Raw genomic sequence first — 17,767 nt, 5'->3', positions numbered from 1 at the left:
CAAGGCGCTAGCCGGGGCTGTGGCCTGGTTCGTCGCGGTCGCTTGAATCTGCTCGGCTGGCTGTTGGGTGGGCACGAGCGCCAAGGCAGCTGGCATCGGGTTGGCGTCAGTGCGTACCTCTTCGGGATGTGCCACACCTTCGACGCCGACCACATCGCGGCGGTCGACGAGCAACGCGGAGACCCGTCCGGGACGGCCCCGGGGTCATCATCGGTTGGGCTCTGGTTTGCCCGGGGCCACTCCACGATCGTGCTGATGGCTTCGGTCCTGATCGTCGTCGGTGCGGGCGCACTCGGCGGCAGGCTCCTAGCAGTGGGCAGGACGTTCCACCTGGTGGCGGACGCGGTCGGGTGGTTGGTAGCGGCGTCTTCATGCTCGCCCTCGCCGATGCGATGGCGGTGACGCGGTGGCCGAGGGCGTCCGTGGCCACAAACGTTTAGAGACCGTCCTGCAGGGGCCGGGTGCGGAAGTCGTTGAGCTGGCGTCGTCATCGTCGCGATGTCCCAGCCACTGCCCATCCGCATGAACCGGCCTCGACGCCTCGGCGCGGTCGCCAACCCTCCCATCCCTGAGGCGTCGCGGCTGAACGTTCGCGTTTCAATGGCCCTCCACTTACCCTCCAGATTCAGCCGTGAAAGTGCGTCAACGATCGGCTACAGTCGGAGGTGTCAGCGAGGAGATTTCCTTACCAACACAGGGAAATCCGCTGTTCCCGGGACTGATCGGCGGTGGCCATCAGGCCCTCGATTCCGCCCGGAGGTCGCAGGTTCAAATCCTGCCCCCGCTACCAGATGACGAAGGCCCGGACCTCATGGTCCGGGCCTTCGTCGTTGCCGTGACGGACGACTATCTGGGCGTCAGGGCGGCGATCTTGTTCGCCGCCTCCATCGTGAACCACACCGACTCGCCCTCCGGCCCACGCCGGACAGTGATGCCGAGGGCGTTCTCGAACCCGCTGTCCGGGTCGTCCCCGACGGCCTTGCCCGCCTCGGTGATCACGCCGTCGGCGGTGATGCGTGCGGCGTTCCCGATGTTGGCCTGGGTGAACCACATGCTTCCGTCGCCGGCCGCGGCGATGTCCTGAGGTCCGGCGCCCGGGGCGGAGAACTCGCTGAGCTCGCCGGTGGCTGGGTCGAGGAAGCCGACGACGTCGGCGAACCGCTCGGTCCACCACACCTTGCCGTCCGAGGCGACGGCGATCTGGGCGGGGGTGCCGGTGACCAGCACCTCCGTGGTCGAGCCGGTCACGGGGTCGAGGCTCCGGACGGCGCCGGGCGCCGTGAACCAGACGACGCCGTCGGCGGCGACGGCCAGCTCGCCGGGGTCGGTGGCCGGGTGCTCCGTCAGCTCGCCGGTGCCGACGTCGTAGCGCCAGAGGACGTCGCGGAAGGCGCTCGAGCCCCAGAGGTCGTCACCGCGGCCGTCGATGCCGCCGCCGAGGATGTAGTCGGCCGCGGTGCCGTCGGCCCTCTGGGGGGTGATGAAGTCGACCACGCCCTGGGTGGTGATGCGACCCAGGGCGCCGAAGTCGTTGGTGGTGAAGTACAGGATGTCGCCCGGGCCCTGCTCGATGTCGTCGAGGAAGCAGTCGCAGTCCACCCGGTACTCGGTGATGTCGCCGGTGGGCGTGATCATCCCGATGGTGCTGTGGAACGTGCCCCCGGCATCGGGGTCGGGGCCGGGCGTGAAGACCTGCCCGCCCTCGGTGAACCAGAGGTTCCCGTCCGAGCCGGGGGTGATGTACCTCGGCTGGCTGCTGTCGGTCGGCACCTTGTACGTCCGGTACTTCATGAGCCCCGCGGCCTGGGCGGGGAGCGTTCCGAGGACGACGGCACCGCCAGCCACGGCGGCGATCAGCGCTGCGAGGGGGCGACGTGGCCCTCGGCGCCGGCGCCGCGGCGGACCCCCTCCACCTCGGGCGGGTCGTCGGCCGCGTCCGTCCTGGCGCCGGACGTGTGGTGGCGGGTAGGGGGACATGGGGCCTCCTCGTCGTGGCCTGCTCCCGGGGTCCGGGAGGTGCAAATGTCCGCTTCGAGGAGGCGGCTGTCAAGGCTGAACGGAGACCGGCGCGACCGTGTGACAGCCGGCGCCCGGCGTGATGCGGAATACTCCTGAACCCCATTGAGTTGAAACTTCAAGTACGTGTACCGTTGAGGACATTCCGACCGACGACCGAGGGACCCCACCATGAGCCAGACCGTCGCGCCGATCTCGAACCGGCCCGTCGAGGACCTCCTGCCCGCAGCCACCGCCATGGGCAGCGTGACGCTGCTCGTCGGCGACCTCGACCTCATGACCGCCTACTACCGCGACGGCGTGATGCTCCAGGTGCTGCGCGCCGAGGGCGACGAGGTGTCGCTCGGCCGGCACGGCGTCGAGCTGCTCGTGCTGCGCCACGACCCGTCGCTCCCGCCCGGGTCGCCCCGCAGCGCGGGCCTGTTCCACACCGCGTTCCTCTTCGAGGACCACGCGTCGCTGGCTGCCGTGGTGGCCTCGCTCGCCGTCCGGGCGCCCCGCACCTTCGCCGGGTCGAGCGACCACCTGGTCTCCGAGGCCTTCTACTTCACCGACCCGGAGGGCAACGGCGTCGAGCTCTACGTCGACCGCCCGCGCGAGAGCTGGGTGTGGACCGGCGACCGCGTCAAGCAGGTCGCGATGGCCACGAACTACCTCGACCCCAACCGCTTCCTCGCCGAGCACCTGACCGACGAGGCCCGTGACCTCGTCGCCACGACGGACCGGAAGCTCCCCGCAACCCTGCCGGGTGCGGTCGTGGGGCACGTGCACCTGCAGGTGGGCGACGTGCCCACGGCCCGGGACTTCTACGTCGCCAAGCTCGGCTTCGAGGAGACCACGACCTACGGCACCCAGGCGCTGTTCGTCGCGGCCGGCGGGTACCACCACCACATGGCCATGAACACCTGGAACAGCGCAGGCGCCGGGCCGCGCGTGCCCGCCCTCGGACTGGGCACGGTGGACATCATCCTGCCCACCGCGCAGGACGTCGCGGCACTGTCCGACCGCATGCGCGGTCACGGCGTCGACGTCCGTCACAACGGAGCCGTCGTGCGCCTCAACGACCCGTGGAACAACCTCATCGAGGTCCGCGCGGCCTGATCGGCTCCGTGACCGGAAGCCTGACCGGCTCCGTCCTCGGCGGCCTGACCCGCCTCGTGACCTGGCCGCCCGACCCGGTGACGGGTGCGGTCGGCCCAGGCGTGTGCCGGCCGTCGGCGTCAGGCGCGCCGGTAGGTCGTGAAGCGGTAGCGCAGGCCGTTCGCCGCGGTGTGCCAGCCGCGGTCCGGGTCGGCCGACCGCACCGCCCAGACGGCGTCGTCGATCGCCGGGGCGCGGGTGTCGCCGTCGACCGCGAGGTCGATGTCGGTGACGACGAGGGTGTCGGCCCGGTCGAGGACCTGGGCGAAGACGTCCGCCCCGCCGATCACCCACACGTCGCCCTGGCCCGCGAGGGACAGGGCGACGTCGAGGTCGTTCGCGAGGAGGGCCCCGTCGACGCTCGCACCGCGGCGGGAGAGGACGACGTTCGTCCGGCCGGGCAGCGGGCGGTAGCGCGGGGCCAGGGAGTCCCACGTCGTTCGGCCCATGACGACGGCCGAGCCGGTCGTGGTCCGGCGGAAGTGGGCGAGGTCCTCCGGCAGGTGCCAGGGCATGGTGCCGCCGGCGCCGATGACGCGGTCGTGAGCCTGGGCCCAGATGAGGCCGAGCATCACACGGCCACGGGGGCCTTGATGGCCGGGTGGTGGCGGTAGCCGAGAACCTCGACGTCGTCGAAGGTGTACTCGAACAGGCTGGCGGCCTTGCGCAGCTCGAGCGTGGGGAAGGGGAAGGGCTCGCGGGAGAGCTGCTCGCGCACCTGGTCGACGTGGTTGTCGTAGATGTGACAGTCACCGCCCGTCCAGATCAGGTCGCCAACCTCGAGGCCGGCCTGCTGGGCCATCATGTGGGTGAGCAGGGCGTAGGAGGCGATGTTGAAGGGCACTCCCAGGAAGAGGTCCGCGCTGCGCTGGTAGACCTGGCACGAGAGCCGGCCGTCGGCGACGTAGAACTGGAAGAAGGCGTGGCAGGGCATGAGCGCCATGCGGTCGAGCTCGGCGACGTTCCACGCCGAGACGATGATCCGGCGCGAGTCCGGGTCGGAGCGCAGGGTGTCCAGGACCTGCTGGACCTGGTCGATGTGGCCTCCGTCGGGAGTGGGCCAGGAGCGCCACTGGACGCCGTAGACGGGACCGAGCTCGCCGTCGTCGTCTGCCCACTCGTCCCAGATGTGCACGCCCCGCTCCTGGAGGGTGCGGGCGTTGTGCTCCCCGCGGAGGAACCAGAACAGCTCCTCGGCCACCCCGCGCAGGAACACGCGCTTGGTGGTCACCAGCGGGAAGCCGGCGGTGAGGTCGAAGCGCATCTGGTGGCCGAAGACGCTGCGTGTCCCGGTGCCCGTGCGGTCGCCCTTGGCGGTGCCGTGTGCCAGCACGTGCCGGAGCAGGTCCTCGTAGGCGGTGCTGACCGTGCTTGGCTCGGCGGCGCCGACGGGCGCGGCGGTGGTCTCGACGTCGGGGGTGTGGCTCACCGGGTCATCGTAGGCACGGGCCACCGCGCGTTCCGCACGCCGGGCCGCACGGCGCCGCGTCGTGGCGCGTCCCGCACGTCAGGGCACGGCGTGTGGCTGCGCCGAGCGCGTGGTGCGTGGGCGTGCCGACTCCGCGGTGCGGGGGCGTGGTGCCGGGACGTGCAGAGGGCGCGGCGCGTGGTGCGCCGCGCCCGTGAGCTGCGCCCGGTCAGGCTGTCGAGCCCGACTCGATCGTGCGTGCCTCGCCACGGTCGAGGGCCGGGGTGTGCGCCACCTCGATCTTGCGTGGCCTGGCCTCCTCCGCCATCGGCAGGGTGAGGGTGAGGACGCCGTCGGCGTAGCCGGCGTCGATGTTGTCGAGGTCCACCCCGTGACCGAGGGTGAGCTGACGGGCGAAGGTGCCCGTGGGGCGCTCGCGCGAGAGCCACTGCAGGTTCTCGGACTCCTCGGCTGCCCGCTCGGCGCGGATGGTGAGCGTGCGGTCCTCGACGTCGATGTCGATCGTGGCGGGGTCCACCCCTGGCAGGTCGACCCTGGCGACGAAGGACTCGCCGTCGCGGTACAGGTCCATCGGCATCGGGTGAGCCGTGGGCACCTGACGCAGGACCGTGTCGAGCCAGCGGTCCATCTCTCGGAAGGGGTCGGTTCGCAGGATCATCTCAGTCACCTCCAGGTGCTCGGGGCCCGGGCGTCCCGGGCCCTGTCGGGCACCGGCCCGACAGGTGCGGGCCGGTGCGTGGTCGGTGGTCGAGGGGTGCCGGACCGCGGGCCGCGGTGGGACACCCGTCGGCCGGACTACTGGTCGATCGTCGCCGTGGAGCCGGTGTGCGCGACCTGGATCTTGCGCGGCTTGGCCTCCTCGGCGACCGGGATGGTCAGGGTCAGCACGCCGTCGGCGTAGCCGGCCTCGATCTTGTCCAGCGCCAGGCCGGTACCCAGGGTGAGCTGCCGGGCGAACGTGCCGCTGGGCCGCTCGTGCGAGAGCCACTGGACGTCGTCGGCGGTGGCGGTGCGCTCGGCGCGCACGGTCAGGGTCCGGTCGTCGACGTCGATGTCGATGGACGACGGGTCCACGCCCGGGAGGTCGAACTTCGCGACGAACGCCTCGCCGTCGCGGTACAGGTCGAGCGGCATCCCGGGGGAGGAGGGCGTCTGGCGCATCGTGGCCAGCATCTGGTCGATGTCGCGGAACGGGTCGAATCGGTTGGCCATGGTCCACCTCCACGTCTGGCGGGCCCGGGCGGTCCGGGCCGCGTCGCCCGCCGGGGTCCGGCGGTGCTTCCGACATCAGTTTTAGCACTCCTGGGGTGCGAGTGCTAACGATCGGACCATGGATTTCGCTCACGACGAAAAAGTTGAGCATGTCCGACTCAATTCTGGGTGTCGTCGCAGGTCAAGGGTGCGCGGTGGTCCCCTCGCGAATGCGCGACGACGACCACCGGGTCCCGTCCGCGTGCCTCCGCCGCCTCCGCCTCGGCCCTTGCCTCCGCTTCGCCCTGCCCCCGCCGCCTCCGCCACCCGGCGCCTCCGCCCCCCCGGCGCTGTGCGGCTGATCCCCTTGTCGCCGAACGAGAGTGGTGTGCCGGGAGCGTTGGGCGACGCGGTGATCGTTGGGCGACGGAGGGATCGTCCGACGACAGGGTGATCGTCGGACGACAGGGTGATCGCCTGGCGACTGGGGGCCGTCAGGCGACCGGCTGATCCCCCGTTGGGGAGCTGCCGGCGAGCCGGGCGCGGGACAGGTCACGACGGTGGACCGCCCGGCGGCAACGGGTCCTTGGTCCCTGTCGTCCGCGGCACCGGTGACGGCACGGTGGTGGGACGGATGCCGGAGGAGGTGCTTGATGCGCGTGCTCGTCACCGTCGCCAGCAAGCACGGCGCCACGGCAGAGATCGGCGAGCAGGTCGCCGAGGTCCTCGCCGCCGCCGGCCACGAGGTGGTCGCCAGGGCGCCGCAGGACGTCGCCGACCTCGACGGCATCGACGCCGTCGTCCTCGGGAGCGCGGTCTACGTCGGCCGGTGGATGGCGCCGGCCCGTGAGCTCGTCGAGCGGCTGGGCAAGGACCTGGCACGCCGTCCGGTCTGGCTGTTCTCCTCCGGGCCGGTGGGGGACCCGCCCAGGCCCGCGGAGGAACCGGCCGACGGTGCGGCCGCGGTCGAGGTGGCGGGCGCCCTCGAGCACAAGGTGTTCGCCGGCCGCATCGACAGGACGAGGCTCGCCTTCGGGGAGCGCACGATCGTGCGGACCCTGCACATCCCGGACGGAGACTTCCGCGACCGGGAGGAGATCGCCGACTGGGCGCGCTCGGTCGCGCGTCGGCTGGACGCCCGCACCTGAGCGGCGTCGCGGTTCTCGGGGGGCCGCGACGCCGCAGCGAAGGCGCCTACGCGCGCGTTCGCGCGGGACGCCGCAGCGAAGGGCGTGCCTACGCGCCGGTAGGAGCGGCCGCTCGTGTCCCGCGCGGCGGGGTCACGGAGACGCCTCAGGCGGGGAGAGGGTCGGCGAACCGCGCCGGCACCGGACCGAGCGCCTGCGCCGTGCCCTCGACCACGTTGTGGGCGAAGACCCGTGTGCCGTAGAAGCCGACCACGGCGCCCACGCCGAAGGGGGCCAGGCGGCCCAGCGCCAGGGCGCCGACCCGTCCCACCCCCCACGTGAGCAGGCGACCGGTGAGTCCGCGGTTCACCGCCCGGACCGTGCCGAGCGGCAGCTTGGTCAGTGCCCCCTTCGCCCAGTAGAGCGTGCCCAGGCCGAGCTGGCCCTGGACGGCGGCGGCGCCCTCCTCGCCGAGGAGGGAGGCCAGGAGCAGCAGCCGGCGACGCTCGGCGTCGTCGACCTCGACCCCGTGGAGGGACGCTGCGGCCATGACGTAGTCACCGGAGGCGTTGAGGAAGCTCCCGAGCTGCCCGGCGGTGAGGACCCCCGCGGTGACGGTCCCGAGGGCGGGCACCGCGGCGACGGCACCGACCGCGCCCCCGAGCCGGGCGACGCGCTTGACGTAGCGCTCGTCGAGGAGGCGCAGGACCTGCGCGGGGGTGGCGCCGGGGTTCTCGCGCCGCAGCTCGGCGAGCACCTCGGCGGCACGGTCGCTACGCGCGACGGCCCGGTCGAGGAGCCGGTCGACGGCCGCCCGTGCGGCCCTCATCGGGGGGCCTCGCTCGTGAAGACGGTGCGGTACGTGGCGCCGGCGCCGAGGGTCCGCCCGACGGTGCAGCCGCGCTCGATCGCCGAGGTGCCCCGCTCGACGGCCTTGTCCCGGGTGGCCTCGTCCACCGACGCGAGGTTCGCGATGACCTCGACGTCGAAGGACTCGTAGCGGTTCTCGTCGGCGTTCTTCTCCACCGACACCACCACCGTGCCGTGGAAGTCGTCGCCGAGGGCGTGCGCGAGGCGGTGGTCGGTGGACTGCCCGACGCATCCCGCCAGCGCGATCTGGAGCAGCTCGCCCGGGGTGAAGACGCCGGGCGCGTCACCGTTGCCGATGAGCACCTCAGCGCCTCGGAGGTTGCGGCCGGTGAAGGTGCGGGTACCGGTGCGCTCGGCCCACAGGGCCGGCCGCTCGGTCTCGTCGGGTTCGCTCATGGGCCGATCGTCGCACGTCCCCGCGCCGCCGTCGCGACGACCACGCAACGCCGTGGCGACCACCGCTCGCCGCCGTCGCGACGACCGCTCGCAGCCCGCCACGCCCGCCGATACGTTGGCCCCGTGCCCCCGAACCAGCCCGCGCTGCCCGAGTCCGTCGTCGTCGTCCTCTTCGGTGCCACCGGTGACCTCGCGAGCCGCATGGTCCTGCCGGCCCTGCACGAGGTGCACGACCGTGGCCTGATGCCGGCGCACTGGCGTCTGGTCGGCTGTGCCACCGACGACCTCGACGACGACGGGTTCCGCGACCTCGTGCGCGCCTCGCTGGAACGCTCCGAGCTCGGTGTGCCGGCCGGGTGGGACCCCTCGGCCGTGCGCTACGCCGGCGGGGGCTTCACGGCCGAGGACCCCGGAGAGCTGCCCACGGTGCTGGCGCAGGTCCGCGAGGAGGTCCGCGACACCGCCGGCACCGAGCCGGTCGTCCTGCACTTCCTCGCCGTCCCCCCGGTCGCCTTCCCCGCCATCACCGAGGGGCTGGGAGCCCACGGCCTCGCGGAGGGAGCCAGGGTGGTCTTCGAGAAGCCCTACGGCACCTCCGCGGAGTCGTTCGAGGAGCTCGACGCCCTCGTGAAGGAGGTCCTCACGGAGGACCAGGTCTTCCGGATCGACCACTTCCTGGGCAAGGAGGGCGTGCAGACCATCTACGTCCTCCGCTTCGCGAACCAGCTCTTCGGCTCGGAGTGGAGCCGGGCCAGCATCGACCAGGTCCAGATCGACGTCCCGGAGGACCTCGACGTCGCCAACCGGGCGGCCTTCTACGAGGCCACGGGTGCCGCCCTCGACATGCTCGTCACGCACCTGTTCCAGGTGGCCGGGCAGGTGGCGATGGAACCGCCCACCGACCTGCGCGACCCGGAGTCGGTCATCGCCGCCCGGGAGGCGGCACTGCGCGCGTTCCGGCCGCTCGACCCGGCCGAGGACGTCGTCCTCGGTCAGTTCGAGGGCTACACCGACATCGAGGGCGTGCCGTCGGACTCGGTGCAGGACACCTTCGTCGCCGCCCGGCTGTGGGTGGACACCGAGCGGTGGCGCGGCGTCCCGTTCCTCCTGCGGACCGGCAAGCGCATGGCACGCAAGACCCAGCGGATCACCCTCGTCCTCAAGCCGCCGTTCGGCCCGCTCGCCGGTGAGCTCTCCGAGCCCAACACCATCGAGATCTGCTTCGCCGGCGACGGCGAGATCCGCCTGGGCATCACCGTCAAGACCCCCGGACCGGACCTCACCTTCTCCCCGGGCAAGGCGGTGCTCGAGCTCGACGACGTCCCCGGCGGCGAGCCCATCTCGCCGTACGCCTCGCTCATCCACGACGCCCTCATCGGAGACCGGTCCCTGTTCACGACGGCGGAGGGCCTGCGGGCGGCGTTCGCCGCGTTCGCACCGCTCCAGGGCGAGGCGCGGCCGCTGCCGGAGCCTTACGCCACCGGCACCTGGGGGCCTGCCGCGGCGCACCGCCTGGCCGCCCCGCACCGGTGGATGCTGGGGGAGTAGAGGCCTGTGGCCCACGTCACGAAGGGGGTATGGTGTGGGCCGCACCTGGCTCAACGGCGAGCCAGGCGCCTCGATGCGGGCGGCGCCCACGGCCCCGTTCCGAGCGGCCCCGTCGGCCTTCGCCCTGAGCGACGCCGTCAGCGCGCGAGGTGCTCCAGGCCCAGCTCGCGCTCGACGTCGACGACCTGCTGCACCGTCCGCACGGCGGCCTCCTCGATCGGCCCGCCGAACAGGGGCACCGACGCCGTGACCTCTCCGGCGTAGGTCTCGGTGCAGCCGGCGGACGTGGCCTCGAGGCGCTGGGTGCCCACGACGCGGACCGGCACACCGTGGATGTCCAGCGCCAGGGTGGAGTGCCGGGCACCGCCCGCCCCCGGCTCCTCCCACGCCTCGACCATCCGCACGTCGAGGGAGTCGCCGACCAGGGAGCGGAAGGCCGCGGGCACGATCGTCGTCGGCATCTTCATCCGGGTGGTGACGGTGAACGCCCGCCCCTCGCGGTGCACCTCGACCCGGTGCTCGAGCGAGCCGGCCCGCTCGGCGCGTGCGCCGGCGAACTCCTCGTCCGCGAGCATGGCGGCGACGGTCTCGACGTCGGCGGGGTAGTCGATCGTGGCGGCGAACTGCACGGGGCGCTCCTCGGTGCGGCGGCCGGTCCGGGGCGAGGGACCGGCCGTCAGCCTAGCGGGGGGTGTGCGCACCCGCCGCCGGACCGCGTCGTCGGCTCCCCTACGCTGGAGCGGTGCCCACCCTCGCCAACATGATCGCGATCGCCTCACCGCTCGAGCCGGCGGAGGTGGACTGCATCCACCAGCTGGTGGGTGACTGGCAGGTCGTCGCCGACCTCGCCTTCGCCGACCTCGTGCTGTGGCTGCCCACCGAGGACGGCTCCTTCGTGGCGGGCGCGCAGTGCCGGCCCTCGACGTCGGCGACCATCCACTACGACGACGTCGTGGGGTCGGTGCCCAAGGAGCCGCGTCGCCAGCTCATGCGCCAGACGATGGCCGACGGCGGGGTCCACCTGCGCGCCGAGCACGACCGGTCCGAGCGGGGGATCCGCGAGGTCGTCGTCCCGGTCGTCCACGAGCACCGGGTCATCGCGATCATGACGCGGGAGTCGGCGCTGCCGGCCTCCCGGGTGCCCTCACGGCTGGAGATCTCCTACGTGGAGATCGCGGACGTGCTGTGCGCGATGATCGGGCGTGGCGAGTTCCCCCAGCCGCAGGCCCCGGCGGGCAGCCGGCGCGGTGCGCCGCGCGTGGGCGACGGCCTCGTGCGGCTCGACGCCGAGGGACGGGTGGTCTACGCCAGCCCCAACGCGGTGAGCAACTTCCACCGCCTCGGGGTGATCGGCGAGCTCAAGGGGGAGGTCCTGGCAGAGGTCGTCACATCGCTCCTGGAGGACCACAGCACGGTGGAGGAGACCCTCGCCGTGGTGATCATGGGCCGGGCCGCGTGGTCCACCGAGGTCGAGGCCCGCGGGGTGAGCCTGTCGCTGCGGGCGGTGCCGCTGACCGACCACGGCGAACGGCGCGGCGCCCTGCTGCTGTGCCGCGACGTCTCCGAGGTCCGTCGGCGCGAGCGCGAGCTCATCACCAAGGACGCCACGATCCGCGAGATCCACCACCGGGTGAAGAACAACCTCCAGACGGTCTCCGCGCTGCTGCGCCTCCAGGCCCGGCGCTCGACCAACGCCGAGACCAAGTCGGCGCTCGGCGAGGCGACCCGGCGGGTCGCGACGATCGCGCTGGTCCACGAGACGCTCTCGCAGAACATCGACGAGGTCGTCGACTTCGACGAGGTGTTCGGCCGGGCGCTGCGTCTGGCGGCCGACGTCGCCTCGCCCGACTCCTCCGTGCGCACCGTCGTCGACGGCACCTTCGGGGCGGTGGGCGCGGAGGCGGCCACGGCGCTCGCGGTCGTGCTCACCGAGCTCGTCACCAACGCCGTCGAGCACGGGCTCAAGGGCCGCTCGGGGACGGTCACCGTCCACGCCGAGCGCGAGGGCACGCACCTGCACGTCTCCGTGCGCGACGACGGTGTCGGCCTGGACACGGACCGGGTGCACTCCGGCCTCGGTACGCAGATCGTCTCGACCATGGTGAACAACGAGCTGCGCGGGAAGATCAGGTGGAAGGCCGTGCCCACGGGGGGCACGGAGGTGGTGCTGCGTGCGGACCTCAGCGCCCGCTGACACGACGACGCCGCGTGCTGACACGACGACGCCGCCGGGCGTGGGCCCGGCGGCGTCGTTCGTGTGTGTCTGTCAGCCGGCGCGACGGGCGCGCGCGGTGCGGCGCTTGAGCGCGCGGCGCTCGTCCTCGCTCAGGCCGCCCCACACCCCGGAGTCCTGCCCCGTCTCCAGCGCCCACTTCAGGCAGGTGTCGACCACCGGGCAGCGCTGGCACACGGCCTTGGCCTCCTCGATCTGCACGAGGGCCGGACCGGTGTTCCCGATCGGGAAGAACAGCTCGGGGTCCTCGGTCAGGCAGGAAGCGCGGTGACGCCAATCCATAGGGCTTGCTCCTTCGGGCACACGTCGGAAGCACTCGTTCACCATTCGGGGGGAGCAGCTTCCGACAAGGGGTGTTTGCTGCTGCCACCAAGGTTGACACGGCCTCCGGTGGGCCACAAGAGGTTTCGGGAAAATGTCCGTCGGGTAACGGGGGTGGTGTTACTCACAGGGTTTTGGCCTGGCTGGCGCCGCTCCCGCGACGCGCGGGGATGCGTAGGCTCGTCGGTGTGACACGCCCCGCAGAGCCCTCGGCCGCCGTGCCCGGCAGGGCCGGCCCGACCCCGCCGCCGCCCCTCCTCGGCGCCCTGGCGGTCGTCGCTCTCGAGGCGCTCGCGCTCGTGGTCGCCGCGGTCGTGCTCGTGGCCGAGACGGTGCGTGGGCTGGCGCTCGACGTGGGCTCCGCAGTGGCGCTCGCGGTCTTCTTCGTCGGCTTCGCGACACTTCTCGGCGGGGCGGGCCGGGCCCTGTGGCGCGGCAGCAGGTGGGGCCGCGGACCGGTCATCACCTGGCAGCTCCTGCAGGTCGCCACCGCGCTCGCGCTGGCGGGCTCCCTCCCCGGCTGGCTGCCGGTGGTCCTCGTGGCCGGCGCCGTCGTGGTGGTGGCCGGTGTGCTGTGGCCCTCCTCCCGCGACCACGCCTCCCGGACCAACGCCCCCGACGCGGTGGCCTGACCTCCGCCTCGTCCGCGGTGCGTCGGCCGGTGGTCACCCGCGGCCCGGCCACCCGTGGCCCGCGCCGGCCGCCCGTGGCCCGCGCCGGCCGCCCGTGGCCCGCGCCGGCCGCCCGACGGGCCGGCGACCGGCGCGGGTGGCACAGTGAGCCCGTGACAGAGTCGAGCGAGCGATCCGTCGTCGTGGTCACCGGGGCCAACGGGCTGGTGGGCGCGGCCGTCTGCCGAGCGCTGGTCGAGCGCGGTGCCGGCGTCCGGGCCGTGGTCCGGCGCGGCGGGACGGCCCCGGACCTCCCCGGCGTGGAGGAGCACGTGGGGGAGTTCTTCGACCCCGCCCTCGCCGCGACCGCCGTCGCGGGCGCCGACGCCGTCGTCACCACCGTGCACCCGATGGGCTCCGACCGGGCGACGCAGCACCGGATCGGCGTCGAGGGGACCAGGTCGGTCGCCCGCGCGGCCCGGGACGCCGGCGTCGCACGCCTGGTCCACGTCTCCACGGCGGCGGTCTACCGGCGTGGGCCGGACGTGGGTGACATCGACGAGTCCGCCGCGCTCGTCGACGACACGGCAGGCGCCTACGCGGTGACCAAGCGCGATGCCGAGACCGCTCTCGGTGACGTGGACGGGATCACCCGGGTGCTCCTTCGTCCGCCGGCCATCCTGGGCCCGGGGCCGACGTCGGTGTGGAACACCCTGCGGCCGGACACCATGCGCCGCTCGGTGGAGGCCCGGCGCGCGAACCCGTCGGCGACGTTCGGGTGGGTGCACGTCACCGACCTCGCCGCCGTGTCCGCGGACGTCGCCACCGGCCGGGTCGTGGGGTCGGCCGACCCGGGCCAGGGTCCGGTCGAGGGCGGGTGCACCGCCCTCGACGTCGCGGCGGGGCCCGCCACCGCACGCGACTACTACGGGACGGTCACCCGCGCCCTCGGGATCGACCCGGTCTGGGACGACGATCCCGCCTGGACCGGTCGGATCCTCGCCGCGCGGGCCCACGCCTGGGAGTGGGCGCCCTCCGTCGACCTCGCCCAGGCGCTGGCCGAGATCGAGGAGGGACTGCGCCGGTAGACCCACCGGTGTCGGTCAGGGCGTCGCGACCTGGACCGGGACCGCGCGACCTCCGCGGACGAGGACGGCCAGCCCGGCGTGGCGTGGCCGCACCGGGTCGAGCGCGCCGCGGACGTCGACGTCGGTGACCTGGCCCGCCAGCGGGTGGCCGGGCCGGAGCAGGACGAGGTCCGCCCGCCCGCGCCAGGTCGCCAGCGGGCCGCGGTGGACGGTCGCCGCCGCCTCCGTACGCACCGCGGCCAGCACCGTGACACCGGTGAGGTCCGGCAGCACGGCCAGGGCATCGAGGTCGTCGAGGACGACGACGTCCCCCGGTCGGGCTCGCCCGGCGTCCGCGGTGACCGTCCGGCCGGCACGCCGGAGCTGCCGGGCGAGGACCTCCAGGGCCGTGGTCCGGCCGCTCCCGGGCGGACCGACGACCAGCACCCGTTCGCCCGGGGCGCACGCGAGCGTGACCCACCCGGCGTCGTCCCCGCCCCGGCCGAGGACGACCCCGACGCCCACCGGCGCGTCAGCGAGCCGCACGACGTCCGGCAGCGGCCGCAGCAGCGGGACGCCTGCGGGTGGTTCCCGCGGGTGCGCGGGTGGCCGATCGCTCGGCCCGGCGAGCGCGACCTGGAGCAGGACCGCCCCCTCGGGTCGCAGGAGCACGCCCCGGCCAGGCGGCCCGCCGCGCAGGCGCAGCGCCGCGGGGACCCCGGACAGCAGGGCCTCGGTCTCGTCCCGGGGGGACAGGACGACCCGGGTCCGCACCGCCTCGAGCCACCGCGCCCCGGCGAGCGACGGCGGGCCGGCCAGGGCGACCGCGACGCCAGTGCGGCGGGCTCCGCGCACCGCCGTGCCCAGAAGGGCCGAGCCCCGTCCCGGCCCGGTGAGGTCGAGGTTCTCGGCGACGTCGTCGGCGTCGTCGACGAGGAGGACCTGCGCGCCGTGCCCGGCGTCCCCGAGCAGGTCGAGCAGGCGGGCGACCAGCCGGGGGTCGCCGGCGGGCACGAGCGAGCCCGCGCACCGGTCGTGGACGTCGGCGAACGCCGCCGGGTCGGCGGCGACGACATGAACGGGGACCCCCGCGGCTCGTGCCGAGGCGGCCACCGTGCGCAGGGCCTGGGTGCGACCCGTGCCCGGCCCGCCCGTCACCAGCAGCGCGGGGCCGGACCACGACCAGGTGCCCAGCCGCTGCTCGTCCGGCAGGTCGGTGCGGGCCAGGGGCAGCGCGACCGGGGCCCGGACCGGGCGGGACGGGCCTGTCGCCGCACCCGGTGCGGCTGGCGCTGCTGCCGGCCGCCGCGGCGGTCCGTCCGGCCGGGCGATCTCGTCCAATGGCACCACGGTGGGCAGCGGAGGTGCCCATGGTGCCGTCGCGGCGGTGTCACCGCGGCGCTCCCAGGCCAGCGCCGCCCCGGCGACCACCTCGCGGACGAGTCCCTGGTCCGGGCCGACCCACGCCACCTGGAGCTCACGCACCCGGTCGGTGCGCAGCAGCGCGCGCCCGGGGCCCTCGAGACCGGCCGCCCGGGGCGTGCCGACGACCTCGACCGAGTCCGCCGGCTCGAGGACCCGGAGGCAGAGCCGGACGCCGAGGTTGGCGCGGATCTCGGGGCCGACGGCGCCACCGGGCCGTTGGGTGGCCAGGACGAGGTGGAGGCCGAGCGAGCGTCCCTGTGCGGCCAGCCGGACGAGGGCGGAGAGGACCTCGGGGTGCGCCTCGGCCAGCACGCGGAACTCGTCCACCACGACGAGCAGCCGCGCCAGCCGGTTCCCGGCGGCGGTGTAGGAGGCGATGTCGGGTACACCGGCACCGGCGAGCAGGGCCTCGCGCCGTCGCATCTCGGCGCGCAGGCTGCTCAGGGCGCGCTCCGTCCCCGCCGGGTCCAGGTCGGTGAGCACCCCCGCGGTGTGCGGCAGCCCGGCGAGGGGCGCGAAGGTGGCGCCGCCCTTGTAGTCCACGAGCACGACCTGGAGCGCCGCCGGGGACCAGCGCACGGCCAGGGCCGTCAACCAGCTGAGGAGGAGCTCGGACTTGCCCGACCCCGTCGAGCCCGCGACGAGCGCGTGGGGACCGTCCATGGTGAGGTCGAGGTCGACGACCCCCTCGGCGTCGATCCCCACCGGTGCGGCCAGGCCCGTGCTGCCGCGGTCCCAGGCCGCGGTCAGCCGTTCGGCCGTGGCGGCGGCGCCCGGGCCGGCCGTCCCGAGCCCGAGCAGGTCGGCGAGGAGCACGACCCGCGGCGGGACTGCCGCCCCGCCGGTCGTCATGGCGGCGGCGACCGCGGCGCACCAGCGCGGGCCCGGGAGGCCCGGTGGCGTGCGGGGCAGGTGGACCACGCGCGAGCACCACGGGGGGACGTCGGCGAGGTCCGTGGCCAGGACCAGCCCCGGCGCGGCGGTGAGGTCGGGCCGGGCGGCGGCGACGCGCAGACGTGCGGCGACCTCCTCGGGGCCGGCCGAGCCGCCCCTCGGCCCGGCAGCGGCCGCGCGGTGGGGCAGACGGGAGGCCCAGCGCCATGACGCCGGCAGGTCGAGGGCCAGCTCGCCCGGCCGGTGGTGGGCGGCGAGCTGGCACACCAGCCAGCCGGCGACGGCCTCGACGACCGCCCGCGGACCGACCAGGGCCACCGACCCGGCGGTGAGGTCGAGCGGTCCGTGGGTGCGACGTGGCCGGCGCGCGCCGCCGGGGTCGACCGAGACGAGCAGATGCCCCGGGCGCCCGCTCACGTCCGTCGTGCCCGGGCCGGCGCCCGCGAGGAGGAGCACGGCGCTCGGGTCCGGCAGGGGCCCGGGCGGCGCGCTGCCGCGTCCGGCCCGTACCGCCGACCACAGCAGCGCGACCGGCACGAGGACCAGGAGCCAGCGCCACGGACCGGCCGAGGAGGAGATGACCATCGGGACGGTCGTCACTGCCATGAGCCCGGGCAGGAGGAACCGGCCGGTGTCCCGGCCGGACCGGGCGGCCCGCTCCGCACCGTCGGCGAGGGGGGCGGGGTGCGTCGTGTCCCCGGGGCGCGGTCGCAGCTGGAGGTGGGTGGACCCGACCTCGAGCACGTCCCCCTCGTTCAGCGTCCGCCACCGCGTGCCCAGCCGGCGACCGCGGCCCGGCCGGCCGTGCCGGTCCGCCCAGGGGCGACGCGCCCGCCGCCACGGCGGGAGGAGCCACGTCCCGGGCCACCGGTGCGCGGCCCGCCGCAGGCGCGTGCCGTTCGCCGAGCCGGGGTCCCTGACCTCCACCCGGCCCCGCCGGAGCCGCACCTCCAGGTGCCGCGCCGAGACCAGCGGGTCGCCCAGGACGTCCGCGCGGCCCACGAGCGACGTGCCCGGCTCGAGCCCCAGGCACCCGCCGGCGCCCGGACCGGTGAGAACCGCCAGGTGCCACGCGCAGCGCAGCACCGCGGGCGGCTCGGTCGGGGGACGGCGCAGGGCCGGGACCGGTCCGGACTCGGTGGCCTGGGTGGTCATGGCGACACCCTCGTCCGCCGACCGCCCACCCGGCCGGCCCGCTGGGGACCGGCGCCCGCCGCCGGCGCCTGTGGACGGCCGGGGCGGGACGGTGGGGCTCCGGCGCCCGGGGTGGGGCATGATGGGCACACCTGGTCGAGGAGGATGGCATGGCCGAGGACGCCGGCGAGGGCGCCGCCGAGATGGCGGTGGGTCTGCGTGAGGCCGTCGGCGTCGCGCTCGATCCCACCGAGCCGCTGTTCGGGTACGACTCCTCGGCGCGGTTCCTCGAGGAGTTCCTCGAACCGTTCCTCTCGGTCCTGCAGGCCCCGGGGCCGGTCCAGGGCTGACGAGCCGCCCGACCT

General features: G+C 74.5%; 17 protein-coding genes. 7 read left to right on the top strand and 10 right to left on the bottom strand.

Annotated elements, in window-relative coordinates:
* Nucleotides 1-846: 846 nt before the first annotated feature.
* Nucleotides 847-1,845 carry a hypothetical protein gene (locus AAEM63_RS12935; RefSeq protein WP_341358665.1) on the bottom strand — a complete coding sequence of 333 codons (999 nt, stop codon included), beginning with the start codon at nucleotides 1,843-1,845 and terminating at the stop codon, nucleotides 847-849.
* Between the two features lie 342 nt (nucleotides 1,846-2,187).
* Between AAEM63_RS12935 and AAEM63_RS12930 the strand changes: the two genes are divergently transcribed.
* Complete coding sequence (locus AAEM63_RS12930) at nucleotides 2,188-3,117, top strand: VOC family protein (protein WP_341358664.1); 930 nt, start codon at nucleotides 2,188-2,190, stop codon at nucleotides 3,115-3,117.
* Nucleotides 3,118-3,236: 119 nt separating this feature from the next.
* Here the strand turns inward: AAEM63_RS12930 and AAEM63_RS12925 are convergent, their stop codons facing one another.
* The 4 genes from AAEM63_RS12925 to AAEM63_RS12910 form a co-directional block, all read right to left on the bottom strand.
* The gene (locus AAEM63_RS12925) at nucleotides 3,237-3,728 is read right to left on the bottom strand and encodes a dihydrofolate reductase (RefSeq protein WP_341358663.1); all 492 of its coding nucleotides are present in this window, start codon (nucleotides 3,726-3,728) and stop codon (nucleotides 3,237-3,239) included.
* Nucleotides 3,728-4,585 (bottom strand): thymidylate synthase, encoded by an 858-nt coding sequence (locus tag AAEM63_RS12920; protein ID WP_341358662.1) that lies wholly within the window; start codon nucleotides 4,583-4,585, stop codon nucleotides 3,728-3,730. Before AAEM63_RS12920 ends, AAEM63_RS12925 begins: the two co-directional genes overlap by 1 nt.
* A 208-nt stretch (nucleotides 4,586-4,793) precedes the next feature.
* A complete protein-coding gene (locus AAEM63_RS12915; RefSeq protein WP_341358661.1) occupies nucleotides 4,794-5,243 on the bottom strand; it encodes an Hsp20/alpha crystallin family protein in 450 nt (149 codons plus the stop codon).
* Nucleotides 5,244-5,380: 137 nt separating this feature from the next.
* On the bottom strand, nucleotides 5,381-5,797 hold the full coding sequence (locus AAEM63_RS12910; RefSeq protein WP_341358660.1) for an Hsp20/alpha crystallin family protein: 417 nt from the start codon (nucleotides 5,795-5,797) through the stop codon (nucleotides 5,381-5,383).
* A gap of 632 nt (nucleotides 5,798-6,429) precedes the next feature.
* On the opposite strand from AAEM63_RS12910, the gene AAEM63_RS12905 reads away from it, so the two are divergent.
* The gene (locus tag AAEM63_RS12905; RefSeq protein ID WP_341358659.1) at nucleotides 6,430-6,924 is read left to right on the top strand and encodes a flavodoxin domain-containing protein; all 495 of its coding nucleotides are present in this window, start codon (nucleotides 6,430-6,432) and stop codon (nucleotides 6,922-6,924) included.
* Between the two features lie 145 nt (nucleotides 6,925-7,069).
* On the opposite strand, the gene AAEM63_RS12900 is transcribed toward AAEM63_RS12905, so the two are convergent.
* Both AAEM63_RS12900 and AAEM63_RS12895 read right to left on the bottom strand, forming a co-directional pair.
* Entirely contained in the window at nucleotides 7,070-7,732 is a 663-nt protein-coding gene (locus tag AAEM63_RS12900) for a hypothetical protein (protein WP_341358658.1), read from the bottom strand.
* Entirely contained in the window at nucleotides 7,729-8,169 is a 441-nt protein-coding gene (locus tag AAEM63_RS12895) for an OsmC family protein (protein WP_341358657.1), read from the bottom strand. Before AAEM63_RS12895 ends, AAEM63_RS12900 begins: the two co-directional genes overlap by 4 nt.
* 123 nt (nucleotides 8,170-8,292) lie before the next feature.
* Between AAEM63_RS12895 and AAEM63_RS12890 the strand changes: the two genes are divergently transcribed.
* Nucleotides 8,293-9,717 (top strand): glucose-6-phosphate dehydrogenase, encoded by a 1,425-nt coding sequence (locus tag AAEM63_RS12890; protein ID WP_341358656.1) that lies wholly within the window; start codon nucleotides 8,293-8,295, stop codon nucleotides 9,715-9,717.
* 137 nt (nucleotides 9,718-9,854) lie between these two features.
* Here AAEM63_RS12890 and AAEM63_RS12885 read toward each other — a convergent pair whose 3' ends face one another.
* Nucleotides 9,855-10,346: a DUF2505 domain-containing protein gene (locus AAEM63_RS12885; protein ID WP_341358655.1), complete on the bottom strand. Its 492-nt coding sequence runs from the start codon at nucleotides 10,344-10,346 to the stop codon at nucleotides 9,855-9,857.
* A 131-nt stretch (nucleotides 10,347-10,477) separates the two neighbouring features.
* Between AAEM63_RS12885 and AAEM63_RS12880 the strand changes: the two genes are divergently transcribed.
* Nucleotides 10,478-11,911 carry a histidine kinase N-terminal domain-containing protein gene (locus AAEM63_RS12880; RefSeq protein ID WP_341361368.1) on the top strand — a complete coding sequence of 478 codons (1,434 nt, stop codon included), beginning with the start codon at nucleotides 10,478-10,480 and terminating at the stop codon, nucleotides 11,909-11,911.
* Nucleotides 11,912-11,983: 72 nt separating this feature from the next.
* Here AAEM63_RS12880 and AAEM63_RS12875 read toward each other — a convergent pair whose 3' ends face one another.
* Nucleotides 11,984-12,232 (bottom strand): WhiB family transcriptional regulator, encoded by a 249-nt coding sequence (locus tag AAEM63_RS12875; RefSeq protein ID WP_123913725.1) that lies wholly within the window; start codon nucleotides 12,230-12,232, stop codon nucleotides 11,984-11,986.
* A gap of 227 nt (nucleotides 12,233-12,459) precedes the next feature.
* Here AAEM63_RS12875 and AAEM63_RS12870 point away from each other — a divergent pair, with 227 nt between their 5' ends.
* Both AAEM63_RS12870 and AAEM63_RS12865 read left to right on the top strand, forming a co-directional pair.
* Nucleotides 12,460-12,903 carry a hypothetical protein gene (locus AAEM63_RS12870; RefSeq protein ID WP_341358654.1) on the top strand — a complete coding sequence of 148 codons (444 nt, stop codon included), beginning with the start codon at nucleotides 12,460-12,462 and terminating at the stop codon, nucleotides 12,901-12,903.
* A gap of 152 nt (nucleotides 12,904-13,055) precedes the next feature.
* Nucleotides 13,056-13,970, top strand: coding sequence for an NAD(P)H-binding protein (locus tag AAEM63_RS12865; protein WP_341358653.1), 915 nt, complete (start codon nucleotides 13,056-13,058; stop codon nucleotides 13,968-13,970).
* Nucleotides 13,971-13,985: 15 nt separating this feature from the next.
* Here the strand turns inward: AAEM63_RS12865 and AAEM63_RS12860 are convergent, their stop codons facing one another.
* The gene (locus AAEM63_RS12860; RefSeq protein WP_341358652.1) at nucleotides 13,986-17,423 is read right to left on the bottom strand and encodes an FtsK/SpoIIIE domain-containing protein; all 3,438 of its coding nucleotides are present in this window, start codon (nucleotides 17,421-17,423) and stop codon (nucleotides 13,986-13,988) included.
* Nucleotides 17,424-17,572: 149 nt separating this feature from the next.
* Between AAEM63_RS12860 and AAEM63_RS12855 the strand changes: the two genes are divergently transcribed.
* On the top strand, nucleotides 17,573-17,752 hold the full coding sequence (locus AAEM63_RS12855) for a hypothetical protein (protein ID WP_341358651.1): 180 nt from the start codon (nucleotides 17,573-17,575) through the stop codon (nucleotides 17,750-17,752).
* Nucleotides 17,753-17,767 lie beyond the last annotated feature (15 nt).

Source organism: Georgenia sp. M64 (assembly GCF_038049925.1).
GTDB lineage: Bacteria > Actinomycetota > Actinomycetes > Actinomycetales > Actinomycetaceae > Georgenia.
This window is presented reverse-complemented; position numbering and strand designations above follow the sequence as displayed.